Origin of the sequence: Bacillus sp. EKM420B, assembly GCF_011065565.1 — a bacterium.
Lineage (GTDB): Bacteria > Bacillota > Bacilli > Bacillales > Bacillaceae > Bacillus > Bacillus velezensis.
The window spans coordinates 351,269-376,028 of record NZ_JAAMNX010000002.1 but is presented as its reverse complement, the minus strand read 5'-3'; the positions used below and the strand labels follow the sequence as shown (position 1 = coordinate 376,028).

The window sequence follows — 24,760 nt, the reverse complement described above, 5'->3', positions numbered from 1 at the left end:
ATTTTAGAGCCGTCCCTTCATAAATCGGCTGATGTGCGAAAACAAAGCCGCCGGCATATGCGCCGGCGGCCCGCTTCTTTCTATAAAGACTCTTGTTTTTCAGCGCCGAATACAGACATGGCGAGCAATTCACTGACATCATAAGTGCCGACCGCGTCTTCGGCTTCTTTCGCTTTCGTACCGTCACCGAGCATGGTCAGACAGTAAGGACATCCGGAGCTGATGACCGTCGGACTGACAGAAAGCGCCTGCTCAGTCCGGGCCGTGTTGATTCTCGCTCCCGTTTCTTCTTCCATCCACATGAGCCCTCCTCCGGCGCCGCAGCACATCCCGTTTTCGCGGCTGCGCTCCATTTCCTTCAATTGAACGCCCGGAATGGCTTTTAAGATCGCTCTCGGCGGCTCATACACTTCATTGTATCTTCCTAAATAGCACGAGTCATGGAAGGTAATCGTTTCATTCACCGGGTGAAGCGGTTTTAGTTTTCCCTGTGACACAAGCTCGGCTAATAATTCAGTATGATGATAGACTTCGGCCCGGAATCCGAAATCAGGATATTCATTTTTGAACATATTATAGGCGTGCGGATCAATCGTGACGATTTTTTTGATTCCGTGTTTTTCAAATTCGCCGATGTTGTGTTCCGCCAGCTCTTGGAACAGAAACTCGTTGCCCAAACGGCGCGGCGTATCGCCTGAGTTTTTTTCCTTATTGCCGAGAATCGCAAAGGATACGCCCGCTTCATTGAGCAGCTTTGCAAATGAGACGGTAATCTTTTGGCTCCTGTTATCGTAGGAACCCATTGAGCCGACCCAAAACAAATAGTCGAACTCTTTGTCTTGTTTTTTCATTTCTTTCACTGTCGGAATCTCTGTATCAGCCTGCTCCCGCCAGTTCTCCCGCTCTTTCCGGTTTAAGCCCCACGGGTTTCCCTGTCTTTCAATGCTTGTCATGGCCCGCTGCGCGTCGCTGTCCATCTTCCCTTCTGTAAGCACAAGATAGCGGCGCAGATCAATAATTTTATCAACGTGTTCATTCATGACAGGACATTGATCTTCACAGTTGCGGCAAGTGGTGCATGCCCAAATCTCCTCTTCCGTGATGACCTCGCCGATTAGGCTCGGGTTGTAATCAATGGCTGCCGCCGCTTCACGCGATCCTCCCCCTGAGGAAGCCGCGGCGAGCTGATTCGCCTTCGTGTGCTGAAAAACGGGCGCGGGCACCCACGGAGATTTTGATGTCACGGCAGCGCCTTTTTCCGTCAAATGGTCTCTGAGCTTTAAAATGAGGTCCATCGGCGAGAGCATCTTGCCCGTACCGGAGGCCGGACACATATTTGTACAGCGGCCGCATTCGACGCAGGCGTAAAGGTCGACAAGCTGAGAGCGGCGGAAGTCTTCAATCTTTCCGACGCCGTAGCTTTCTTTCGTCTCATCGGTAAAATCGATTTTTTCCAGCTTTCCTTTTGAATCCAGCCTGCTGAGGAACACATTCGCCGGACCCGCAATTAAGTGCGCATGCTTTGATTGCGGCACGTACACTAAAAAGCTGAGCAAAAACAACAGATGAAGCCACCATGAAACATAAAATACGGCGGCGGCCGCCGGCGCTGAAAGACCCCCGAGCACAAACGTAATGGAGGAAGCGATCGGTTCCGTCCAAGACAGAGAATGATCGTGCCATAAAAGGTTCATGGCGTTCCCGAGCAGCACTGTCACCATCAGTCCGCCGATAAACAGCAGGACAAGCCCCGCTTTAAACCCGCGTTTCAATCTGACGAGCTTTTCAATGTAGCGCCGGTAAAACGCCCAGACTACGGCGATTAAAATCAGAAACGTGACGATTTCCTGAAAAAAGGTAAATGCCGGATAAAGCGGGCCGAACGGCAGATGCCGGTCAGGAAGCAGCCCTTTCAGAATAAAATCAATTGCGCCGAACTGAACGAGTATAAAACCGTAAAAAAACAGAACGTGGATGATTCCGCTCTTTTTATCTTTCAGCAATTTTTTCTGCCCGAACACATTCACCCATATCTTCTGAAGACGTTCTTTCAGGCGTTTATCAAATTCTTCCCTTTGGCCGAGCTTAATATAAGCGATCCTCGTTCTGATCAGGTAAACGAATAAATAAACGGCGTAAGCGGTTACAGCTGAAAACAGCAGCGCGTTTACCATGAGAAATGCGTTCATCTTGTCTCCCCCTTTGTTCTGATTCCCCTCTTCATTGTCATATCTTTACTTTATCATAAATAATGAATGAGTGTTCAGTCAATAATTAAATTCACATTCTCAGGGCACACTACGGATACTTCGGAAAGGAGCGTCGGTATGAAGGTCATTTTTGTGTTGCTTGTCATTTTTATCATATTGATCGCACTTATGCTGCTTGATATGCTGCTTGGCCGGGCGGCGTACAAAAAACAGGCGTATGAGCCCGTTTTTGACCCGAAAAAGAGTAATATCACACTCATTCACTGCGGCAGCGAGCTTGTGCAGCAGATGACGGCTGATATCCGCCAAGCCGTCTCTTCTATTCATATGATGTTTTTTATTATGAAGAACGACCAAGTCAGCCATGAGATGTTTGATTTATTGAAAGAAAAGGCCCGGGCCGGCGTCTCCGTATATCTGCTGCTCGATTGGGCGGGCAGCCGCCAAGTGAAAAAGCCTTCCATTCAAACGATGAAAAAAGCCGGCGTTCACGTTCATTTTCTAAATAAACCGGCATTTCCGTTTCTTTTTTTCAGGCTGCAAAAACGGAATCACCGGAAAGTGACCGTCATTGACGGCAAAATCGGCTATGTCGGCGGCTTTAATATCGCTGAAGAGTACCTCGGCAAAAAAGCGAAGTTCGGAAACTGGGAGGATTATCACCTGCGGATGACCGGCGAAGGCACGGCGGATCTTCAGACTCTTTTTGTAAGCGACCTGAAACGAAATACCGGAAAAACACCCGAATCACCCGGGGTTTATCCGGCATTATCCGAAGGGAATATCTCTCATAGGACATATGCATCTGACGGTTTTTCGCTTGAATCGCATTATGAAAACTGCATCCGTAAGGCGGAGAAAAAAATCATCATCGGCACGCCTTATTATGTACCGAGCAAAAAGCTTCAGGAAGCGCTTATTTCAGCCTGCCGAAAAGGCGTCAAAGTCATCTTGATCGTTCCGATGAAATCAGATCACCCGCTCGTTCGGGAAACAGCTTTTGCCTATTATCCCGAGCTTCTGAAGGCCGGCTGCCTCATCTATCGGTATTATCAAGGCTTTTATCATGTTAAAGCCTTCATTATAGATGACCGCATCAGCATTATCGGCACGCCGAATTTTGATAAACGGAGCCTGTTCTGGAATGAAGAGGTGAATGTCATCATTCATGATGAAGACTTTACAAAGGAAGTGCTTTCAACCATAAAGCAGGACATCGAAAAATCCGAGCTTCTCACATTAGAAAAAGTGAAACAGCGCTCCGTCAGACAGCTTCCTGCAGAATGGCTGGGAAAGGCCATATCTTACTTTTTATAAAGGAGAAACCATATGCTGTTCAGATTCGGATTCGTCGCAAACGCCATGTGCCTTTGGGACGCGTCCCCCGCCAAAACCTTAACATATGCGCGCTATACCAAGCTTTCCCGCAGTGAGCGGAAAGACGCCCTGCTTTCTGTGACGAAAGCAAATCTTACCAATACGCTGCGCACCCTCCACTATGTGGTCGGCCACGGCATCCCTTTATACAGGTTCTCAAGCTCAATTGTGCCGCTCGCCACGCACCCGGATGTAATGTGGGATTTTATCACGCCGTTTCGCCAGGAGTTTCGTGAGATCGGCGGGCTGGTCAGAAAATATGACCTCAGAACGAGCTTTCATCCGAACCAATTCACGCTTTTTACAAGCCCGAAACGGGAGATTACCGCAAATGCGGTCAAGGATATGGCCTATCATTATAACATGCTGGACGCAATGGGCATCGCGGACCGTTCCGTCATCAACATCCATGTCGGAGGCGCTTACGGTGACAAACAAAGCGCGCTTGGCCGTTTCCGCGTGAATCTGAAAGAACTTCCCGATGTCATCAAACAGCGGATGACTTTAGAAAACGATGATAAAACATATACGTCCGAGGAAACACTCAGTGTATGTGAGCAAGAAGGCATTCCGTTTGTGTTTGATTATCACCATTTTTACGCCAATCCGACAGATGACGCTGATTTAGATGACATTCTTCCGCGGATGATCAAAACATGGCAGCGGATCGGCTTAAAGCCGAAGGTCCATCTCTCCTCGCCAAAATCAGAATCAGCCGTACGCAGTCATGCGGACTATGTGGATGCGAATTTTATTCTGCCAGTGCTGGAGCGGTTCAGACAATGGGATACGGACATCGATTTTATGATTGAGGCGAAAGAGAAAGACCGGGCGCTGCTCCGGCTCGTCGAAGAATTAAGCGCCATCCGCGGAGTTAAACGCCTGGCGGGCGGAGTGCTGAGGTGGAAGGTATAACCAGGTTTATCACCCGTTCATATGGGGAATTTCCGAAATAACAGACCATCAGACGGAGGAGAAAACACATGAAAAACATTACATCTTTGAAAATAGCCGCTAAGAAGTTCACTTTAAGAAACATGCTTCAGCTATATCAGCTTTGCCACACGGGAGGCCACGAGCTGTATATCTACTCTAAAAAAACAATGTGCAAAATCAAAGATATCATTGAGCTGGAAACGTTCAGAATGGCTCATAAAGAACAAGAATATTTAATTGTAGTGGAAGGAAAGAAAGCGGTGCAGCTTGTTGACCGTTTCAAACATATCATCGAACCTGCGCAAAAAGAAGCCCATTAAATAAGGACTACATAAAAAAGGATAGACAGGAGGCTGCCCGGCCCCCGCTCGTCTATCCTTTTTCCATTATTCATGTATCAGCTCGCCGAATTGGGCCTGATGGAGTCTCTGGTACATGCCGCCGGATGCCAGCAGTTCCTTATGATGACCTTGTTCAGCGATGCCTTCTTTCGTGACGACGACGATCCGGTCCGCATCCTTAATCGTAGCCAGCCGATGGGCGATCACAAGCGTTGTGCGTCCTTCAGACAGCTCTTGCAGCGATTTTTGAATGGCGGCTTCCGTTTCTGTATCGAGGGCTGATGTAGCCTCGTCTAAAATTAAGATCGACGGGTTTTTCAAAAACATTCTGGCGATGGAAAGCCGCTGCTTCTGCCCGCCTGACAGCTTCACGCCGCGCTCGCCGATCACCGTGTTTAAACCGTCGGGATACCCGTTTACCAAATCCTCTAAATGTGCCTGGCGGACTGCCTGCCGGATTTCTTCCTCAGACGCATCGAGCCGCCCGTAAGCAATGTTTTCCCGCAATGTGCCGGAAAACAGAAAGACATCCTGCTGGACGACGCCGATTTGTCCGCGCAATGATGACAGCGTCATGTCCTTAATATCGATTCCGTCGATGGAAATCACGCCTTCAGACGGCTCATAAAAGCGCGGCAGCAGACTTGTCAGCGTTGACTTCCCCGCTCCCGAAGGCCCGACGAATGCGATTGTCTCCCCGGCATGAATGGACAAATTGATTCCCGACAGAACCGGACTATTTTCTTCGTAACCGAATGACACACCATCATAACGGATATTCCCTTTTAAACCGGACACATGTCTCGCGTTCGGGGCGTCCTTGATATCAGGCTCCGTTTCCATTATTTCTATAAAGCTTTTAAAACCGGCAATGCCTCTCGGATACAGCTCAATAATCGCGTTGATTTTATCAATCGGACGGAACAGAACGTTCGTCAGCAGCACAAAAGCGACGAATTCTCCGTAAGATAACGATCCGCGGATCACGAACCATGTCCCGCACAACAGGACGAACAGCGTGACGAATCTTGTCAGCATGTAACTGATCGAGCCGTTTTTCGCCATGATTTTATATGACGTCAGCTTTGTTTTGCGGAAACGCTGATTGTTCACGTCAAACCGCTGCGTTTCAAACGCTTCATTGCTGAAAGCCTGAACAAGACGGATGCCGCCGATATTGTTTTCGACCCTCGCGCTGAAGTCTCCGACGTCTTTGTTCAGTTTTGTAAACGCAGAGGTCATTTTTTTATTAAAATACAAAGCAAGCCAAATGACGACCGGCATAATGATAAAGGTCAACAGCGCGAGCTGCCAGTTAATGAACAGCATCACACCGAACGCGCCCAAAATCGTCATGACCGCAATAAACAGGTCTTCAGGCCCGTGGTGGGCGGTTTCTCCGATATACATCAAATCATTGGTGAGCTTGGACATTAAACTGCCCGTTTTGTTGTTATCGTAAAATTTGAACGAAAGCTTTTGCAGATGGTCAAAAAGCTTTTTCCGCATATCGGTTTCAATGTTAATGCCGAGCATGTGGCCCCAATACGTCACAACATACTGAAGCGCCGAGCTGAGGGCGTAGACTCCGAATAAAGCAGCGGAAGTCAAAATAATCAGACGCCAATCCCGCCCCGGGAGCAATGTATCGATAAAGTAATTGACAATCAAAGGAAAACTCAGCTCCATCAATCCGCCGGCGATGGCAGAAAAGAAGTCGAGAAAAAACAGCTTTTTGTACGGTTTATAATAAGAAAAAAATTGTCGCAGCACGATTCCGTCCTCCTTGTGCCTCGTTCCTAATGATAATATTTCTCAATTATACTATACACAAGGAGTTTTAAAAGCGTTTTTTATAAAACGCCGGAAAATAACCGCGCGAAGGATTCCTTCGTTCTTTCCCATAATGTGCGCTTATAGAAACGGACGGGGCTGATTTTCTCAGACTCTCTCATATCCTCCAGATAATGCGCTTCAAGATCTTTGATCGCCTTTTGATCTGTAAAAAAGACATTGACCTCAAAGTTCAGCTGAAAGCTTCTCATGTCCATGTTCGCCGTCCCGACAGAGGCGAGGTTTCCGTCAGTGATGAGCACCTTTTGATGCATAAAGCCTTTTTGATAGGAATAGACTTCGATTCCTTCGCGAAGAAGCTCGGGGAAATACGATCTCGTCGCGTACTGGGTTAAAAATCCGTCATTGGTTTCCGGCACCATGACTCGCACCCGGACGCCTCTGGCAGCAGCCTCCTTTAGCGCTGTGCGGATCGGCTCATTCGGCACGAAATAAGGCGTCGCGATCCATACAGATGATTCGGCCGCCGCTATCATGGCATAATACAGATCGCTCATCCGTTCCTTCATATCGGGGCCCGTCGGAACGACTTGATAGACGCCGCCGCTTTCTGCAGGGACCGGGCGGCTGTATGCTTTCTGATCAATCAGCACCTCATCCGAAACGTATTCCCAATCAAGCATAAAAATGCTGTGGAGCGTCTGAACGATTTCTCCTTCGACTTTCATATGGGTGTCCCGCCAAAAGCCGACATTTTGGTCTTTGCCGATATACTCCTTGCCGACATTCAGCCCGCCGACAAAACCGGTTTTCCCGTCAACGATGACGATCTTGCGGTGATTTCTGAAATTGAATTTTTGGTTGAAAAAACCGTATTTCAGCGGCAGAAACGGGACGATGTTCACGCCCGCGCGTTTCAGTTTTTTTATGTCTTTGCCGGCCAGCTTCAGGCTGCCGGCCGCGTCGAACAAAAATCGCACTTCAACACCTTGACGCGCTTTTTCCATCATAATCTCCATCATCTTGTGCCCGAGCATGTCTGATTTGAACATGTAATACTCAATATGTATAAATGATGCTGCCGACCGGAGCGCTTCAAACAGCTCCGGAAATGTTTCGTCCCCGTTTTTGAGCACCTTCAGCCTGCTTTTTGTATTGATATTCATATGGGACGCCTTGATTGAATATTGAAAGAAACGCTTCTGATTTCCTTTCAGCCCGGACAGATCGGGAGTCTGTTCCATATCAAATATCGTTCTCAGCTTTTCCCGGTTGTATGTCCGTTTCGACCTGAACAGCTTGCCTTTTTCATAAAGCTGGCCGGAAAAAAGGTAAAATAAGTACCCGGCGATCGGAAAAAACACAAGAATATGAATCCATAACAGCGTGTGCTGCGAGGTGCGGTTTTCAAGAATTAACGAATAGATGCTGAACAAAATAATGCTTGCATAGCAAAGCAACCCTCCGTAAAACTCAAGCCTGGAAACCGGAAAAAACCATATGACATATGCTCCGATAAGCATCATATATAAAAAGCAAAATTCCAGTCTCCTTTTCAGCATCCCGACTCTCTCCCATCTGATCCGATAACTCTGTATACCCTCTGTCTTCCGGCCTGTAAACATATGAAAAAGCCTCTCCGCACGAGCCGGAAAGGCTTATGATGACACTTCCTGTGATTGGCCGGGTGTGATGTTCTGAAGCAATGCCGGATTGAGCGAGCAGCTGCCTTTGATTTTATTTTTGAAGATGCCGATGATCAGACCGGTGACCGCAATCGACACTAAGGAGAAGAGCCCTTTCAGCAATCCGACGGAGAAAATGCCGGCCAGCACGACGCCAAAATCGAAGAGGAAATTAACGGCACCCGGATTCCATCCGCAGCGCTTTTGCAGAAATAAAGCGAGGATATTGGCGCCGCCGAGCGATGCCTGATGATAAAACATGAGCGACAGGCCGAATCCGATCAGCGCCCCGCCGCAAATCGCCCCGGCAAGCGGTGAAACAGAGACCGGCGGCAGCCAGTGATCCGCGCCGGTAAACAGAGTCAGCACTGTGACTGCAAAAACGGTGGATAGAGTGAATTTGATTCCCATTCTGATGAGAGAAAATATATAAAACGGGATATTGATCAGAAAGAAGATAATCGCAAACGAGGAATGAAACAAGTATGACAGGCTTAGTGACAGTCCCGCTGTGCCGCCGGTTAATACATGAGAATGTCTGAGTGTCAGGACGCCGGCGCTTGTCATCAGACAGGCGGCTAAAATGAGGAAAATCCGCTTCATTCTTCACTCTCCTTTTGTTAATATTATTTCCACATAAAACATAACAGGAATCACCGCCGCCCAGCCATTACCTTGGCAGAAAATATCTTATGTTTTTATTTTTCCACCATAAAAAATCCCCCTCTTGCAGGGGGACTTTTACGTGCGTTTCCGATAGACAACATAGCTGCGGGTCAAATACTTGAGGGGCAGGCTGAACACGTGAACCAATCTTGTAAACGGCCAGAGGGTAAAAACGGCGTACCCTATGATGATATGAAACTTAAACCATAGCGGGACACTTTCCATCAAAGAAGCGTCAGGCCGGAACAAAACAATTTCCCTGAACCACGGTCCGACTGTTGCCCTGTAATCAAATCCTTTCGAGTCAATGTTGAGAAACGTGGCCGCAACGCCCGACAGCATCATGAACAGCAGCAGGATGAGCGTCAGGATATCCGATGGCGAGCTGGTTTTGCGGATTCTTTTGTCAAACAGCCTTCTGTACGTCAGGATCACTAGTCCGGCACAAGCCGCGATCCCCGCCGGCAGGCCCGCGCCGATCGCCATTTTGTGATATGTATGCTCTGAAATGCCAAGTGCAGTATACACGCCTTCCGGGATCAGAATTCCCATGACATGTCCGCCGACAACGCACAGCAGTCCCCAATGAAAAAGTGTGCTGCCCGCCGCGAGTTTTTTCTTTTCTAACAGCTCGCTTGATTTCGCCGTCCAGCCGAATTGGTCATGCTGATAGCGATAAATATGCCCGCCGATAAAGATCGTCAATACAATGTACGGCATAACCCCCCACAGGATCTGCCCGCTCATGCCTGAACAGCCCCTTCTTCAGTGCTTTCACGTACACCGATGCTTTCCAGCGCGGCCTGCAGCACGTGCAGCAGCTCAGCATAGAGGCTGTCATTTTTTTCGAGGCGGGATGCCAGCTCCCTCACATTGGACAGGTATTTCTCAAACACGCTTCTCACCGCTTCAATCTCCGCAACTGCGGCGAATTCCAACATCAGCGGCAGGTAATCAGGCAGTTCTTTCTCTGTCGGCAGGAAACCGGATTGCTGGTAGGTGTTTTTTAAATGCAGCAGTTCAATTCCGCGTTCCCTTTGTTCGCCTGAGTTAAAGTAGGTGACGTACATATTCGTTTTTTTTCCGAAATCGAACGTATACACATAGTGTTCAATCAGCGCTTCTCGAGAAAACCTGGCTGCCGCCTCGAAAAATTGCAGCAGTTTCTCACGGATTTGCTGATTGGTGATGTCATGGATAAGAGCCTTCCAATCGGGAAGCCCGGCTCTCCACTCTTCATCCGGATAAGACAGGAGACAGGAAAGAGCGGAGAATGTGATTTGCCGGTCTGTGGTGTTCATCTTGTTCCACCTCATTTATCAAAAGTTAGAAACAAGAGCCGGGGCCGCCTGAAAATGACAAGCCGCAGCTTCCTTGTTCAGCGTATAAATCAGACACTTCTTCACGATGGCTGCTCGGGATCACAAAGCGGTCATCATATTTGGCGATTGCCAGCAGCCGATACATGTCTTCAATTTGCTTTTCTGTTAAGCCGACACTGGAGATCAGTGCCGGGTCGATGGATTTATTCGTCTGAACCGCCCTCATATACTGACGCATGACGGACATTTTCTTTAACGTTGACCGAATATGATCCGTATCACCGGCCGTTAATAGCTGCGCCAAATAGTCAATCGGAATTCTCATTTGGTCGATAGCCGGAAAAATCGCTTCCGCCGTTTGCCGGCTCCCTTTTCCTTCAAAGAGATTCATAATCGGGCTGAGCGGCGGAATGTACCAAACCATCGGCAGCGTGCGGTACTCAGGATGAAGCGGCAGCGCAATCTTCCAGTCAATGATCATTTTGTAGATCGGCGATTGCTGCGCGGCCTCTATCCATTCAGCCGGGATGCCTTGTTCTTTTGCCAGTTTGGCAATCTCAGGATCATTCGGATCAAGAAAAACGTCCAGTTGAGAATGGTAGAGATCCTTTTCATTTTCAACGGAGGCCGCTTCCTCCACTTTGTCCGCGTCATACAGCATGACGCCGAGATAGCGGATTCTGCCCACACACGTTTCAGAGCAGATAGTCGGCAGCCCCGCCTCCAATCGCGGGAAGCAGAGTGTGCATTTTTCCGCTTTGTTCGTCTGCCAGTTAAAATAGACTTTTTTATAAGGACAGGATGACACGCAATATCTCCATGAACGGCACGCGTTTTGATCAACGAGAACGATGCCGTCTTCCTCACGTTTGTACATGGCGCCGGACGGGCAGGAGGACACGCACGCCGGATTGATGCAGTGTTCGCAAATACGCGGCAGATACATCATAAAGACCTCATCGAATTCTGTTTTGATCGATTCCTCCATTTTTTGAACGTTTGGATCTTCAAGCCCCGTAATATGGCCGCCCGCGAGATCATCCTCCCAGTTCGGGCCCCATTCGATATTCATAAAATCACCCGTCAAGGACGATTTCGGCCGCGCCACCGGCTGGTGCTTTTTCTGCGGACTGTTTGTTAATGTTTCATAATCATAGTTCCAAGGTTCATAGTAATCATCAATCGTCGGCTGGTTCGGGTTATAGAAAAGGCCTGCAAGCCGATTCGTTTTCGGGCCTGATTTCAGTTCAAGCTTTCCTTTTTTCAACGTCCATCCGCCTTTATATTTGTCCTGGTCCTCCCATTGCTTCGGGTAGCCGATGCCGGGCTTTGTTTCTACATTATTAAAATACATATATTCCGCACCGGAACGATTTGTCCACGTGTTTTTGCAGGTGACGCTGCACGTGTGGCAGCCGATGCATTTATCCAAATTCATGACCATCCCGATCTGCGCTTTAATCTTCAAGCCAATCGACCTCCTTCAGCTTGCGGATGACGACATTCAGATCGCGCTGATTCCCCGTCGGACCGTAATAATTAAAGCCGTAGCTGAGCTGTGCGTAGCCCCCGATCATCTGGGTCGGCTTGACGTGAATCCTTGTCGGGCTGTTATGGGTGCCTCCGCGGTTATTCGTCAGTTTTGTGCCGGGCACGTTGATGTGGCGGTCCTGGGCATGGTGCATAAACGCCATTCCTTTAGGAATCCGGTGAGACAAAACCGCTCTCGCCACGACAACGCCGTTTCGGTTGAAGCATTCAATCCAATCGTTGTCTTTGATATCCGTGTCCTTTGCGTCATCTTTATTCATCCACACGGTCGGCCCGCCCCGGAACAGCGTCAGCATCGGCAGGGAATCAAAATACATGCTGTGAACGGACCATTTATTATGCGGCGTCAAATAATTAAGAACGATCTCTTTGCCCTCTTGATCAGGCCGCTTGCTTAGGAACGGACGGTGCTGGAGGATCGGTTTAAATGTCGCCATCGTTTCACCGAATTCCATCATCAGTTCATGATCGACATAATAGGATTGTCTGCCTGTCAGCGTCCGCCACGGGATTAATTTTTCCACATTCGTCGTAAACGGCGAGTACCTGCGCCCTCCTTTTTCTGAGCCGGTAAAAGCCGGAGACGTGATGACCGTTTTCGGCTGGGCTGTAATTTGCTCGAACGTAAAGCATTCTTCCTCGCGTTCTTCCGCCAGGTCTTTCAGCCTCAGGTTTGTGATGTTTTCAAGCGATTCCCATGCTTTCACGGCGACCTTTCCATTCGACGTGGATGACAGGGTTAAAATCGCTTCCGCCGCCTGTTTCGCTTCACTGATATTCGGACATCCCTTTGCGAGGCTGTCCGAGGTGATTTCTCCAAGTCTCTTTTTGAGTGATTCATATTCATCCGCAATCGACCAGCTCATCCCTTTTGTTCCGCTCGGCTTTAAAGCAGCGTTAGGACCGAGTGCGGTCATTTTATGAAAAATGTGTTTGTAATCCCGTTCAACGACATGGATGTTCGGCATTGTTTTTCCCGGAATGGCTTCACATTCACCCTTGCTCCAGTCATTGATTTTGCCGAACGGCTGGGCCAATTCCTGCATCGTGTCGTGGAGGAGCGGCGTCGCGACTACCTCTTTCACCGGCTCCATATCGACTTCTTCCGCCAGGTCGGAAACGGCTTTTGACAGCGCTTTGAAAATATCCCAGTCTGACCTCGATTCCCACGGCGCCGAGATCGCCGGAGCAAAAGGATGAATGAACGGGTGCATATCCGTGCTGCTGAGATCGTGTTTTTCATACCATGTTGCCGCCGGCAGCACGATATCGGAATACAGCGCCGTACCGGCCATTCGAAAGTCGAGATTGATTAACAAGTCGAGCTTGCCTTCCGGCGCCTGTTCCCGCCATTTGATTTCTTCAGGGCGGATGCTGTCGCTGTCGTCATTCATCAGACCGTTTGTCGTCCCCAGCAGATGCTTGAGAAAATATTCATGCCCTTTTCCTGAGCTTGAGATCAGATTTGCCCGCCAGACGAAGAGATTCCTTGGGAAATTCACTTCATTGTCCGGGTCTTCAATCGCGAATTTCAATTTTTTCTCTTGAAGCCGTGAGGCCACGTACGCACCTACGTCTTCAGGTGTCGCCGCCCCCGCCTTCTCAGCTTCTTGATACAGATCGATGCCGTTTTGATTGAATGTCGGATAGGACGGCAGCCACCCTAATCGCGCCGCCAGCACATTGTAATCAGCGTGATGCTTGTAGCGGGATGACGCGGCGATCGGTGAAGCCAAGTCACTGATCGGCTGGTCTTCATAACGCCACTGGTCTGTCGCAAAGTAGAAAAATGAGGTGCCGTTTTGCAGTTTAGGCACGCCTTCCCAGTCCTTTGCGGTTGCAATCGTCTGCCACCCTTCAGCAGGACGGAGCTTTTCCTGCCCCACGTAATGGGCCCAGCCTCCGCCGTTTACGCCTTGGGCGCCGACGAGTAAAACAAGATTTAACACCGCACGGTAAATCGTGTCGGAGTTGAACCAGTGGTTGATTCCCGCCCCTACGATAATCATCGATCTGCCGTCTGTATCGATCGCATTTTGAGCAAACTCCCTGGCAATCTGTATAACGGCTTCTCTTTTAATTCCCGTGATCTGTTCCTGCCAGGCAGGTGTGAACGGACGGGGATCATCATAAGATGCGGCTGATTGTCCGCCGATGCCCCGGTTCACGCCGTAGTTTGCCAATATCAAGTCAAACACGGTCGTGACGTACGTCTCTTCACCATTCAGATCCAATTTTTTAATAGGAAGATTCCGCTCAAGCACTTTGTTTCCGTCATTTGAAAAATACGGAATGCGCACCGTGCCGATTTCGTCCTCTATTCCGAGCACGGAGAGACGGGGTTCGATCTGTTCCCCGGTGTCTTCGTCGATCATGTGCAGATTCCATTTCTGCTGCCCGTCCCAGCGGGAGCCCATTGTTCCTTGCGGTATGGCAAACGCACCTGTCTGTTCATTCCAGACCGCCGGCTTCCACTGATCATGCTTTGTCTGCCGCCCGATGTCTTTCGCATGCAAAAACCGCCCCGCTGTATACACGCCCTTCTCTTTTGACAGAGTGACGAAGAATGGAAAATCGGTGTATTGCTTCGCGTACTCAATAAAACGTTCAGTTTCTTGGTTCACGTAAAATTCCTGCATAATGACGTGCCCCATCGCCATCGCCAGGGCTCCGTCAGTCCCTTGGCGGATGCTCAGCCAGTCATCTGCGAACTTTGAGGACTCCGCAAAATCGGGACTGATTGAAATAACCTTGGCGCCTTTATAGCGGGCCTCCGCCAAAAAATGCGCATCAGGCGTTCTCGTTAACGGAACGTTGGAGCCCCATGTGATGATATAGCCTGAATTGTACCAATCACTGCTTTCCGGAACGTCCGTCTGGTCACCCCAAATTTGCGGGGATGCCGGCGGGAGATCAGCATACCAGTCATAAAAACTGAGCATTGGGCCGCCGATTAAAGACATGAATCGCGAACCTGATGCGTGGCTGATCATGGACATCGCCGGGATCGGAGAAAAACCGACATTCCGGTCAGGCCCGTATTTCATCACTGTATACAGCAGAGAGGCTGAAATCAGCTTCAGCACTTCCGGCCATTCCGCGCGGACAAAGCCGCCTTTCCCTCTTGCCTGTTTATAGGACTTCGCTTTTTCAGGGTTTTCAACGATCGATTTCCAGGCATCCAGCGGATTTTGATGCGTCTGCAATGCTTCCCGCCACAAATTGATCAGCACACCGCGCACATATGGATATTTCACACGGAGCGGGCTGTAGATGTACCATGAAAAACTGGCCCCCCGCGGACAGCCTCTCGGTTCGAAATCAGGCATATCCGGGCCTGTTGATGGATAATTCAAGTTTTGTCCTTCCCACGTGACAATTCCGTTTTTCACATAAATATTCCAGCTGCAAGAACCCGTGCAGTTGACGCCGTGGGTGGAGCGAACGACTTTGTCGTACTGCCATCTGTTTCTGTATACATTCTCCCAATCACGATCTTCGCTTGTCGTTTGGCTATGTTTATTTGAATGATGTTCGATAGGAGAAAAATAGTTTAATCTCCTGAGCAACGGACTCATTTTCTTTTTCTTCATGATCGTTCACTCCTTCCGAGTCAGGTGATGCTATGTACACTATAAACAGAGACGGCGCATCACCTTGTGAACTATGTCACACACTCTGCTTTTTTCACAAAACGTTCACACAGATCAGCAGGAAGGATTTTCAAACGATATGAGGACGCCCGCGTCATCAAAAAAACCGGTTCTGTTTAAGAACCGGGTTCGGCGTTTTCATCCCGTGATGTATGCAGATACCGCAAAAACAACTGATAGGAACAGAAGACATTTTGCTGAAGCATCGCCAAAAAGTTCATTTGCAGCCGCGGATGGTAAGACATCATTTGCTTAAATACGGAATATGGAATATGGAGTACCAGAATATCCGGTGAGGCATTGACTGAGATAAAAGGCGATAAAGAGAGCCCGCCTTTTTCATCAATCGGAAACACATCGCCTTTTTCCCACAGCGCAACGGTTTGTGACCCTTCAGGGAGCCTGCTGTCCGTAAAACGGATATTGCCTTTTAATACAATATAAACGGATTGTGAGTGAAGAAAGGATGGAGATTGGTCAGATGAGCCGCAGATAAACGTCCCGTTTTTCAGCAAGGTTTCGACAATGGACAGAGGCACTTCATTAAACATAGGAAGTTGTTTCAGAAATAATAAATAGTCACACTGATTCATAGGAAAGCCTCCTGTGCTATTGATAGCTTTAGTGTAGCCCGATTGAGCCCGCGCGGCAGTGATGTATTTCACAGCTTGTATGATAAAGGTCACTTATCAGGAGAGTGTTTGCACTTATAATGAAATAAAAAGGAGGGTTTCGATGAAAGCGATGATTCCGAAGCAGCACGGCGCATGGGCGATGCTGCTGATTCCATTTTTACTCGGCATGGTCAAGGGAGGCCCGGTTTTCTGGCATATTCCGCTCTTTCTGGGCTGGCTGTTCCTTTACTTGACGGTTTATCCCGTTTCGCTCGCTTTGAAAAAGAAACAGCTTCAGCCTTATCAAAAGTGGATATGGTATTACGGTTTTCCGGCCTGCTGCTTTTTGATCATTTCTGTCTTTCATAAGCCGCAGCTCGTCTGGATCGGCGTTTTTTTATTGCCGCTGTTTCTCATACATACGCATTATGCCCGCCGAAAAAACGAACGGGCACTTACGAATGATATTGCGGGTGTTCTGTTCTTTTGTTCGGGCGGGCTTGCGAGCTGCTGGCTGGGAACGGGAATCCTTGACGGCTGGGCTTGGTTTCTATTCTTGCAATCCGCTTTATTTTTTGTCGGGAGTTCTTTTTATGTGAAATCGGTCATAAGGGAGAGAAAAAACAGAAGGTTTGCTTACTGGTCGTGGGGATATCACCTCTTGCTCCCCTTTTTATCGGCCCTTCTCGGGGCAGGCTGGGCGTTTCTCGCTTTTATCCCAAGCAGTCTGCGGGCCTGGTTTTTTCATGGAAGAGACTGGCCGGTGAAAACGATCGGCATTCTGGAAATCGTAAATGCCGGCTTCTTTTTCGCCGTCATGTGTATATGTATCACAAGCTGAAAAACAAGGACATCGGCTGCCCTTGTTTTTTCAGTCAATATTGCAGATCTCAAGCGGACAATTTTCACACTCGATCTCACATCGTAAATAGTCCCGTTTGTGCAAAATAATTTTTCCGGTTTCGTCTATCGAAATAACCCCTTGTTTGCGGAGGTCTCCCAGCATGCGGTTGACGCTCTCCCTTGCCGCCGCGCAAAACTTAGCCAAATCCTGATTTGTCAGCACGATGTTAATCAGAATCCCGTCGCTTCGTTCCACCCCGTAGCTGTTTGATAAGCGGATAAGGGTAGAATAGAGCGCCCCTTTTTTGCCGTGAAGAAGCAGATCCCTGATCTTAGATTGGATTTTTCGCAGATGGGTGCTCATCCATTTCATAAATTCAAACGTTAAAACACCGTTTTGGATCAATTCCTTTTCCAGCCTGTTTTTATTAATGACGAGCACCTCCCCGTCCTCTAACACTTTCGCACTGAGCATATATCTCGGCTCATCTGTGAATAGCGTCAATTCCCCGACAATATCGTGTTTCTGGCAGATTCTAAGCGTCAGGTCTTTTCCGTCAGACGTCAGCTTGCCGATTTCAATGAGTCCTGATTGAATCAGATAAAGCTCTTCTGCATCCATTCCTTCTTGAAACAAATACGTGTGTTTTTTCATTTTCCTTTTCGTACTGATCGATTCCAGCAATTCATGCAGTTCGCGGGAAAGAAGTTCTTTATCAGATTTTCGGACAGAGAGAATATTCATGAGCTCACCTCGAAGAAAGTCACGTTGCGTATGTATATTGTAACGTGACTTGATTTGCACTCGCCCAGAAAAAATTAACAATCTTGTGAATGGATCATTATGAATCAAGGCTCTGACTGTTTCTCTCCGTATGTGTTTTCATTCTTTCCTGCCAATACATCCAGATCACAAGGACAAAGCTGGCTAACGCAACCTCTGAAAGCGCCATAAACCCGATCGCGTATTGGCCTGTCGCCTGAAATACACTTGCCAGAATCAGCGGAGGGAAAAAACCGCCCAGTCCGCCCATGGCAGACACAATACCGTTGGCAATCCCCGCTTGCTTCGAAAAATAGAAAGGCACCAGTTTAAATACCGTCCCGTTTCCAATCCCTGAGCAGACTGCCACCGTCAGCGATCCGAACGCATAAAGGCCGATCGCCGGGGAGAATGACAGCATGACGCCTGACAGCGTAAGCCCTGCGAAAACAAACATCAGAATGCGGAGCGGGCTCAGTTTATCTGCCAGAAACCCTCCCACAGGCCTGAGCAGCGTAGAGACCGCTATAAAGCCGGCCGTCCGCAGACCGGCGTCCGCAGGGCTCAGCCCAAAATGCTCAACCAAAAAATTCGGAAGATAGATGGTAAAGGCGACAAAGGAGCCGAACGTAATAAAATAAAACAGGCTCAACATCCACAGCACATGATTTCGGTAAACGGCTTTCATTTGTGTCTTTATGGAAACTTTGACTTTCTTCTCATGCCGGTCGCCGAACAAAACGTGCAGTAATGCGAAAACAGCCAGCAAAACAAGATACATCTGCACGGTTGCTTTCCATCCCGCGGCTTGAGCGATAACCGGCGCCGCAAAAGTAGTAACGGCGGTCCCGATGTTTCCGGCACCGTAAATTCCATTGACGACACCGTGCTTTTCTTTCGGATAATATTTCGGGAGGGACGTCACTCCGATGGAGAATACCGCTCCGCCGATCCCTAAGAAAAAGCCGCCTGCGATTAAATCAAACAGAGAATCCGCGATACTGATCCAAAATACAGGAAATAAAAGCAGGATGAAGCTGACCATAAACATGAGCCGCGCGCCAAACCTGTTCGTTAAATACCCTAAAGGAATGCGGAGAAGCGACCCGAGGATCACAGGAATCGCCGTCACCAAAGAAATCTCACCCTTGCTTAAATGAATATCTAATGTGATTTGGGAAATGAGTGATGAAATCAGCACCCACACCATAAACCCTGCCACTAAGCTTAAAGACTGCAGCGATAATTGAATATGTTGACGATTGATCATTCGGCTTGCCCCTTTCACTGATTCAATATCAGTCTTATCATACAAAAACTCAGTGTGCGGGATTGTGAATTACATCACACGCTTTATATGCAAAAAAAAGAACAAAGCCCGAAGACTTTGTCCTTTGATCATCATTACATTTTTTCCGGAGCGGATACGCCGATCAGCTGAAGCGCATTGTTCAGCGTAATTTGCGTCGCCTTCATTAAAGCGAGACGCGCGCGGCTCTTCTCTTTATTTTCCGGATCGATGACTTTCTCCGCATTGTAGAAGCTGTGCAGAGCGGAAGCCAGATCATAAATATAGTTTGTGACACGGTGAGGAATGCGTTTTTCCGCCGCTTCTGCCACTGCTTCAGGGAAGCCGCCGATTGTTTTCAGCAGGTCATATTCTTTTTCTGATTGAATATGGCTGAAATCAAGATCTGCCGCCGGTTTAAGTCCCTGCTCCTCCCCTTGGCGAAGCATGCTGCAAATACGGGCATGTGCGTATTGCGCATAATACACAGGGTTTTCGTTAGATGTGGATACGGCAAGATCCAAGTCAAAATCCATGTGCGTATCAGCGCTGCGCATCGCGAAGAAATAACGGACCGCGTCAAGGCCGACTTCTTCAATCAGGTCGCGCATCGTTACGGCTTTCCCCGTACGTTTGCTCATCTTCATTTTTTCGCCGTTTTTGTATAAATGAACGAGCTGAATGATCTCAACTTCCAATGTGCCTTTCTTGTAACCGAGCGCTTCAATCGCCGCTTTCATACGCGGAATATACCCGTGGTGATCCGCGCCCCATACATTGATGAGCTTGTCGAATCCGCGGTCAAGTTTGTCTTTATGGTATGCGATATCCGGCAGCAGATAAGTGTATGAGCCGTCTTTTTTGATCAGCACACGGTCTTTATCGTCGCCGAACGTTGTGGAGCGGAACCATGTCGCGCCGTCCTCTTCGTATACATGGCCCTTTTCGCGAAGCGTCTCGAGCGCCTGATCAATTTTTCCGTTTTCGTACAGGGACGTTTCAGAATACCATACGTCAAACGGCACGCGGAAATTTTCCAGGTCGGAGCGAAGTTTATCAAGCTCGTACTTTAAGCCATATTCACGGAAAAACGCCTGACGTTCGCTCTCCTCTTCATGTACGAAACGGTCGCCGAAATCTTCGGCAAGTTTTTTCCCGATGGCGATAATATCCTCGCCGCGGTAACCGTCTTCCGGCATCGGTTTCTCGAGGCCGAGCGCTTCAAAATAACGGACTTCAACGGAAAGCGCCAGGTTGTTAATCTGGTTGCCCGCATCATTAATATAGTATTCGCGGCTCACATCATAGCCCGCTTTAGAAAGCACGCTGCACAGCGCGTCACCTACCGCCGCGCCGCGCGCATGGCCTAAGTGAAGATCTCCCGTCGGGTTGGCCGATACGAATTCGACCTGAATCTTTTCGCCTTGTCCGATGTTTGTCTCTCCGTAATGTTCACCCGCTTCAAGCACGGACGGGATCAGTTTTGTTAAGTAGCTGTTGTTCATGTAAAAGTTGATAAAGCCCGGTCCCGCAATATCCATTTTTTCAATGGAAGCTTTGCCTTTATCAAATGACGCCACGATCTCCTCGGCGATTTGGCGCGGCGCTTTTTTTGCGATTCTCGCCAGCTGCATCGCCATGTTTGTGGAATAATCACCGTGTGTTTTGTCTTTCGGTGTTTCTAACAGTACGCTTGGAATCTGGCTTTCTTCCGCCAGGCCCGCTTTCAGAACGGCCGCTTTGATCTCTTCCTTCAGCACGTCCTTCATTTGTTCCGCAATGTTCATGCGTGAGTTCCTCCCTCATACGTAATCGTCATATTATGTAAATGCTGCTGCTCGTCTCCGACATGCATGTCATATGCGATGCTGATTCGGCCTTTTTCTTCACCGAGATCAGATTGAATCGATTTTGTGCTTGTTTCCAGCTCAAGCTCACCAAATGACATTTTATATTTCGCAATTGTGGAAGCTCCCGGTATGAAACGCTGATTCATTTTAACAGCGCCTGACCTCATGATCAGGACTTCGCCTTCGCTCACCTTCACAATCGTTTTTACTTTGCCTAGGTCGTGTTCTTCATAATAAGATAGATACACTTTTTGTTGTTTTACATAGTAAAATCCGGTAGTACGGAATTCGATGACTTCCTCATTTCCGTCATCCTCGATCACAGACTTCACATGGAGTGTTATCGGTGTCTCTTGTTTCATTTTGACACGTCCTTTTCATCATTCCGCTTTGACTTGAATAGTATAATCCTTCAGTTTGTAAACTTCAACTGCTTCTATCTTACCATCATTGCTCATTAGATTTGAAGATAAACCTCATAAAAAGCAGTTCCTTATGAGAAGAGAAAATCATATCACTATGTCACCCAATCCGTGAAAAACATGACAGCAGCTTTTCAGAAACCCACACAGTCTCATCGAAGCTGCTGCGACTTCCAGCAACATAGATTGTGCAGCAGAAATGCCAACGATGTCAAAGCGCTGTGTGACAGCTATAAAAACGTCCGCCAAACACGTGATGGCTGCTGTATTATGCCAAGTCATCATATTCGGCTGCGTGTTCGAAATCGTCAAAGCCGTCCCTTTCCGCTTTCACACGCCCCTTGCCGTATCAATGGGACTCACGGTGTTACTGATTTTGTATTTATTGTATTTTATGCGGACGTACTTGCTGCAGCTTTTCCGGCATGGCAGCCTGTTCAAAAAAGGGCTTGCGGGAGCGCTGACAGGAGCCGGGGTTTGGCGGATGCTCAGTTTCACCATAAGTGAACTGCTGTTTTTGATCATCCTGGCTGCCATCCGGCAGATCGGCTCATTTATTTATAAACGATTTTTTTATCGCAGCTCTGCTTCTCTCAACCTGTGAAATAAGCTACATCGCAATCGCTGACGGACCAGTCCCAACCGGAATCACCGTCATGGCTGTATAATCACTCGTGCGGTACACGGTTACGGTATTGTCGTCGGGCTGTGCTGCATAAATGTACTGATTATCAGGTGTTACGGCAAGGTCAAAGGCGCCGGGCAGAGACACGTTTGCAATGATCCTCTGTCCAGCCGTATTAACTACGTATAAGTTATTAATGAGAGACGGTTCACTATATGGCTCTAGAAAATAAGCCCTATTGCTATCGCGAGAAAATACAATCGTCCTCAGAGTTTCAAATAAACGGTTGAAGCCGCCTCCCCTGCTTAATGGTGACAAACTGATCTCCGTTACACCTTTCGGCAGCAGCTCACCATTCAACACATACGCAAAATTTCCAGCGTAAGGAGTGGCAATTAAACTGGGAAATTCAAATGTATCTATGATACTTTCTACCAACTGCCCAGTATTTACATCATATTTATCAACCGACCAGCTGCTTCCATTAGCGGTATAGACATACTGTCCATTCGGATCAAGAGCGAAGTCTAAAGCGCCGGGTATCGGAATGACATCAATGACCGATTGAGAGGCCATGTTGATCATATATATAGATCCGGCGGCCATCACGTACGCGAACTCATCTGTTGAATCAAATTCAACCTTTCTCGGCCCTCCTCCAACAGTGATGGTATTTATGATGGTTAATGTTTTATTATCTAGCACTGAGACAAGGTTGGTATTCCCATGGAGGACATACGTGAAAGCTTTATCGAAAGTAACGCCTAGATTAGTTGGCACGTCAGAAAAAGGGATTGTTTTTACAACAGTGTTTAAATCTGAATCAATAACCGAAACCGTGCTGTCTCCTGAATTGGCTGTAAACACATACGATTGAGGGTCTGGCGATGGCGGTAAAACAAGTGTCCCGGTCACCGTAAGCGGACTGCCGTAGAAAGGCGGTACAATGAGAAGATCTTCCACTGTTATTTGACTGAAATCAGGACAGCGGCCAGACTGCGCTGCATAATAAACAACTTGATCAATCTCTTCAGTATGAATCACAGAAACAGACCCGTCCCCTTGTCCATATTGATTTCGTACAGGCGACACACTGACAAGAAGCGTAACGGTCCCTTTTACTCTCACGGCATATCGAACACCGATATCTTCTGGTTCCGGCCCAGTCTGGATTAAGCAAGGCTCACTGATACATAATAAATGATCAGTACTCCATGTGACCGTCGCAGCTGCTTCGGCAGAATCAATGGTGAACCCCTCGGGAATGTCAATCGGCGCTTGAAACGGCGCTTCTCTGCTAATTTCCTCATCACAAAAACAGAAACAATTTTCCTGTAAAGCAGACAGATCATTCTTTTTCATGAATTCACGTCCTTTTAGAAATGTACAGCATGCAGTTGATTAAATCACAATAGCTCCCGGTGAAACTCCAAGAGATATCACAGTTTCCGCAGAATAATCATCCGTGTTGTAAACAGTGATGTTCTGCTCTATAAAATGAGCAGCATACAGAAATTCGCCATTCGGAGTAAACGCAAAGTCTCTTGCCGATTGCGGAACATTTCCTATAACGCCTGCACCATTCGGACTGACAGCATATAAATTTCCGGTGAAGCTGTCATGTAAATACACCTCTGATCCACTCGTAAACATTACATATTGGCCATCAGGCTCCAGCTCTTGGGTAATGCTGATCGTAAACGTATTTAAGTCAATAACCGTCAAATAATTGAATAAGAATTCTTGTTCTAAGACATACGCATACCGCTCCGGCCAATTTGTTTCTATGGATGATACGATAAGCTCTCGTTCAATCGTTCCTGTGACTTCACCGGTGAATAGGTCCACTTTTTGCACTAAACCAAAATCAAGAACATAGGCGAATAACCCATTGGGATCAATTTCAAAATCAAATCCTTCCACAGGAATCGACCTATCCACAGTTAACGTATCAATTTCAATCACATAAATCGCAGTATCGCCGAGAACATAAGCAAACTCATGATTTGGGATACATTTTATCGATCTAGGCGGCTGATCCAGCAGTATGGATGCTGTCACTGTTAAAGTGTCATAATCGATGACAGAAATCACATTATTGTTGAAGTGCAAAACAAACACAGCGCTTTTATCCGGAGTTATTTCAATACCTGTCGGCCGGTACGGCAGAGCAATCGTTGTCACAACAGTATGAGTGTTTGTATCAATCACAGAAACTGATTGATCATTTGGATTCGCTGTAAACGCATAAACGGGTTCCGGCTCAGGAACAAACACAATCGTGCCCGTCACCGATAAAGGACTGCCATAGAATGGCGGAACGACAATAAGGTTCTCGATCGTAATGTCACTGACATCCGGGCAATCATCGGGTTCATCAGAATAATAGACGACTTGGTCAATCTCTGCATTGCGGATGACAGAAACAGACCCGTCCCCTTGTCCATATTGATTTCGCACTGGTGAGACACTGACGAGAAGCGTAACAGTTCCCTGCAGGCGCACTGCGAATTGAATACCGATTTCATCAGGCTCAGGCCCCGTCTCAATGAAACAGCGTTCAATGACACAAGAAAGGCTGTCTGCATTCCACGTCACGTTTGCAACAGCTTCAGCCGGATCAACAACAAACCCCTCAGGCAATTCAATCGGCGCTTGAAACATCGCTTCACGGCTTGCTTCTTCCTCGCAAAAACATAAACATTCTTCTTGTGCGGCTCCTGCTTTTTCTTTAAAGGAAAGCTTGTTATTTCTCATATCTTCACTTCCTTTTCAGACATACACTGCTCACGCAGATACAACAGAATATGGGAAGGTGTA

At 47.9% G+C, this 24,760-nt stretch carries 19 protein-coding genes and 1 pseudogene; 5 read left to right on the top strand and 15 right to left on the bottom strand.

Annotation, left to right across the window (positions count from 1 at the left end; all coding sequences use genetic code 11):
- Nucleotides 1-80: 80 nt before the first annotated feature.
- Entirely contained in the window at nt 81-2,189 is a 2,109-nt protein-coding gene (locus G9F48_RS06850; RefSeq protein WP_165409263.1) for a heterodisulfide reductase-related iron-sulfur binding cluster, read from the bottom strand.
- 138 nt (nt 2,190-2,327) lie between these two features.
- Between G9F48_RS06850 and cls (G9F48_RS06845) the strand changes: the two genes are divergently transcribed.
- The 3 genes from cls (G9F48_RS06845) (at nt 2,328) to G9F48_RS06835 (ending at nt 4,843) form a co-directional block, all read left to right on the top strand.
- Nucleotides 2,328-3,527, top strand: coding sequence for a cardiolipin synthase (gene cls, locus G9F48_RS06845; RefSeq protein ID WP_165409262.1), 1,200 nt, complete (start codon nt 2,328-2,330; stop codon nt 3,525-3,527).
- Nucleotides 3,528-3,539: 12 nt separating this feature from the next.
- Entirely contained in the window at nt 3,540-4,502 is a 963-nt protein-coding gene (uvsE, locus tag G9F48_RS06840; RefSeq protein ID WP_103526565.1) for a UV DNA damage repair endonuclease UvsE, read from the top strand.
- A 68-nt stretch (nt 4,503-4,570) separates the two neighbouring features.
- Nucleotides 4,571-4,843 (top strand): hypothetical protein, encoded by a 273-nt coding sequence (locus G9F48_RS06835; RefSeq protein WP_003151087.1) that lies wholly within the window; start codon nt 4,571-4,573, stop codon nt 4,841-4,843.
- A 66-nt stretch (nt 4,844-4,909) separates the two neighbouring features.
- On the opposite strand, the gene G9F48_RS06830 is transcribed toward G9F48_RS06835, so the two are convergent.
- The 8 genes from G9F48_RS06830 to G9F48_RS06795 all read right to left on the bottom strand — a co-directional run bounded on the left by G9F48_RS06830 (nt 4,910) and on the right by G9F48_RS06795 (nt 16,128).
- Nucleotides 4,910-6,637, bottom strand: a complete 1,728-nt coding sequence (locus G9F48_RS06830) for an ABC transporter ATP-binding protein (RefSeq protein WP_103526564.1) — start codon at nt 6,635-6,637, stop codon at nt 4,910-4,912.
- A gap of 80 nt (nt 6,638-6,717) precedes the next feature.
- A complete protein-coding gene (gene cls / locus G9F48_RS06825; protein WP_165409261.1) occupies nt 6,718-8,220 on the bottom strand; it encodes a cardiolipin synthase in 1,503 nt (500 codons plus the stop codon).
- A gap of 96 nt (nt 8,221-8,316) precedes the next feature.
- Nucleotides 8,317-8,946, bottom strand: coding sequence for a YitT family protein (locus G9F48_RS06820; protein WP_077722981.1), 630 nt, complete (start codon nt 8,944-8,946; stop codon nt 8,317-8,319).
- 138 nt (nt 8,947-9,084) lie between these two features.
- Nucleotides 9,085-9,756 carry a respiratory nitrate reductase subunit gamma gene (narI, locus tag G9F48_RS06815; protein WP_165409260.1) on the bottom strand — a complete coding sequence of 224 codons (672 nt, stop codon included), beginning with the start codon at nt 9,754-9,756 and terminating at the stop codon, nt 9,085-9,087.
- Nucleotides 9,753-10,310 carry a nitrate reductase molybdenum cofactor assembly chaperone gene (gene narJ / locus G9F48_RS06810; protein ID WP_165409259.1) on the bottom strand — a complete coding sequence of 186 codons (558 nt, stop codon included), beginning with the start codon at nt 10,308-10,310 and terminating at the stop codon, nt 9,753-9,755. The genes narI and narJ overlap by 4 nt, the downstream gene beginning before the upstream one ends.
- 25 nt (nt 10,311-10,335) lie before the next feature.
- Entirely contained in the window at nt 10,336-11,799 is a 1,464-nt protein-coding gene (gene narH / locus G9F48_RS06805; protein ID WP_060387221.1) for a nitrate reductase subunit beta, read from the bottom strand.
- On the bottom strand, nt 11,789-15,475 hold the full coding sequence (locus G9F48_RS06800; RefSeq protein WP_165409258.1) for a nitrate reductase subunit alpha: 3,687 nt from the start codon (nt 15,473-15,475) through the stop codon (nt 11,789-11,791). The genes narH and G9F48_RS06800 overlap by 11 nt, the downstream gene beginning before the upstream one ends.
- A 176-nt stretch (nt 15,476-15,651) precedes the next feature.
- Nucleotides 15,652-16,128 (bottom strand): Crp/Fnr family transcriptional regulator, encoded by a 477-nt coding sequence (locus tag G9F48_RS06795; protein ID WP_017418715.1) that lies wholly within the window; start codon nt 16,126-16,128, stop codon nt 15,652-15,654.
- Nucleotides 16,129-16,270: 142 nt separating this feature from the next.
- Here G9F48_RS06795 and G9F48_RS06790 point away from each other — a divergent pair, with 142 nt between their 5' ends.
- On the top strand, nt 16,271-16,990 hold the full coding sequence (locus G9F48_RS06790; protein WP_017418714.1) for a YwiC-like family protein: 720 nt from the start codon (nt 16,271-16,273) through the stop codon (nt 16,988-16,990).
- Between the two features lie 30 nt (nt 16,991-17,020).
- Here G9F48_RS06790 and G9F48_RS06785 read toward each other — a convergent pair whose 3' ends face one another.
- The 4 genes from G9F48_RS06785 to G9F48_RS06770 form a co-directional block, all read right to left on the bottom strand.
- A complete protein-coding gene (locus tag G9F48_RS06785) occupies nt 17,021-17,737 on the bottom strand; it encodes a Crp/Fnr family transcriptional regulator (RefSeq protein ID WP_014306017.1) in 717 nt (238 codons plus the stop codon).
- 97 nt (nt 17,738-17,834) lie between these two features.
- Complete coding sequence (narK, locus tag G9F48_RS06780; protein ID WP_165409257.1) at nt 17,835-19,025, bottom strand: nitrate transporter NarK; 1,191 nt, start codon at nt 19,023-19,025, stop codon at nt 17,835-17,837.
- Between the two features lie 134 nt (nt 19,026-19,159).
- The gene (argS, locus tag G9F48_RS06775; protein ID WP_061890879.1) at nt 19,160-20,830 is read right to left on the bottom strand and encodes an arginine--tRNA ligase; all 1,671 of its coding nucleotides are present in this window, start codon (nt 20,828-20,830) and stop codon (nt 19,160-19,162) included.
- Nucleotides 20,827-21,255 (bottom strand): DUF1934 domain-containing protein, encoded by a 429-nt coding sequence (locus tag G9F48_RS06770; RefSeq protein WP_045926590.1) that lies wholly within the window; start codon nt 21,253-21,255, stop codon nt 20,827-20,829. The genes argS and G9F48_RS06770 overlap by 4 nt, the downstream gene beginning before the upstream one ends.
- A 153-nt stretch (nt 21,256-21,408) precedes the next feature.
- Between G9F48_RS06770 and G9F48_RS06765 the strand changes: the two are divergent.
- Nucleotides 21,409-21,919, top strand: a pseudogene (locus G9F48_RS06765) (bacteriocin biosynthesis protein AlbG); the annotation flags it as partial.
- 6 nt (nt 21,920-21,925) lie between these two features.
- On the opposite strand, the gene G9F48_RS06760 reads toward G9F48_RS06765, so the two are convergent.
- The gene (locus G9F48_RS06760) at nt 21,926-23,302 is read right to left on the bottom strand and encodes a YncE family protein (RefSeq protein WP_165409256.1); all 1,377 of its coding nucleotides are present in this window, start codon (nt 23,300-23,302) and stop codon (nt 21,926-21,928) included.
- Between the two features lie 39 nt (nt 23,303-23,341).
- Nucleotides 23,342-24,697: a YncE family protein gene (locus G9F48_RS06755; RefSeq protein ID WP_165409255.1), complete on the bottom strand. Its 1,356-nt coding sequence runs from the start codon at nt 24,695-24,697 to the stop codon at nt 23,342-23,344.
- Nucleotides 24,698-24,760: the final 63 nt, after the last annotated feature.

Coding starts and splice junctions, on each gene's coding strand:
- G9F48_RS06770 (WP_045926590.1), bottom strand. CDS start 21,255: ATGAAACAAGAGACACCGATAACACTCCATGTGAAGTCTGTGATCGAG.
- G9F48_RS06800 (WP_165409258.1), bottom strand. CDS start 15,475: ATGAAGAAAAAGAAAATGAGTCCGTTGCTCAGGAGATTAAACTATTTT.
- G9F48_RS06820 (WP_077722981.1), bottom strand. CDS start 8,946: ATGAAGCGGATTTTCCTCATTTTAGCCGCCTGTCTGATGACAAGCGCC.
- G9F48_RS06790 (WP_017418714.1), top strand. CDS start 16,271: ATGAAAGCGATGATTCCGAAGCAGCACGGCGCATGGGCGATGCTGCTG.
- narJ (WP_165409259.1), bottom strand. CDS start 10,310: ATGAACACCACAGACCGGCAAATCACATTCTCCGCTCTTTCCTGTCTC.
- narK (WP_165409257.1), bottom strand. CDS start 19,025: ATGATCAATCGTCAACATATTCAATTATCGCTGCAGTCTTTAAGCTTA.
- G9F48_RS06760 (WP_165409256.1), bottom strand. CDS start 23,302: ATGAAAAAGAATGATCTGTCTGCTTTACAGGAAAATTGTTTCTGTTTT.
- uvsE (WP_103526565.1), top strand. CDS start 3,540: ATGCTGTTCAGATTCGGATTCGTCGCAAACGCCATGTGCCTTTGGGAC.
- narI (WP_165409260.1), bottom strand. CDS start 9,756: ATGAGCGGGCAGATCCTGTGGGGGGTTATGCCGTACATTGTATTGACG.
- G9F48_RS06785 (WP_014306017.1), bottom strand. CDS start 17,737: ATGAATATTCTCTCTGTCCGAAAATCTGATAAAGAACTTCTTTCCCGC.
- G9F48_RS06850 (WP_165409263.1), bottom strand. CDS start 2,189: ATGAACGCATTTCTCATGGTAAACGCGCTGCTGTTTTCAGCTGTAACC.
- G9F48_RS06795 (WP_017418715.1), bottom strand. CDS start 16,128: ATGAATCAGTGTGACTATTTATTATTTCTGAAACAACTTCCTATGTTT.
- G9F48_RS06835 (WP_003151087.1), top strand. CDS start 4,571: ATGAAAAACATTACATCTTTGAAAATAGCCGCTAAGAAGTTCACTTTA.
- cls (WP_165409261.1), bottom strand. CDS start 8,220: ATGCTGAAAAGGAGACTGGAATTTTGCTTTTTATATATGATGCTTATC.
- cls (WP_165409262.1), top strand. CDS start 2,328: ATGAAGGTCATTTTTGTGTTGCTTGTCATTTTTATCATATTGATCGCA.
- G9F48_RS06755 (WP_165409255.1), bottom strand. CDS start 24,697: ATGAGAAATAACAAGCTTTCCTTTAAAGAAAAAGCAGGAGCCGCACAA.
- argS (WP_061890879.1), bottom strand. CDS start 20,830: ATGAACATTGCGGAACAAATGAAGGACGTGCTGAAGGAAGAGATCAAA.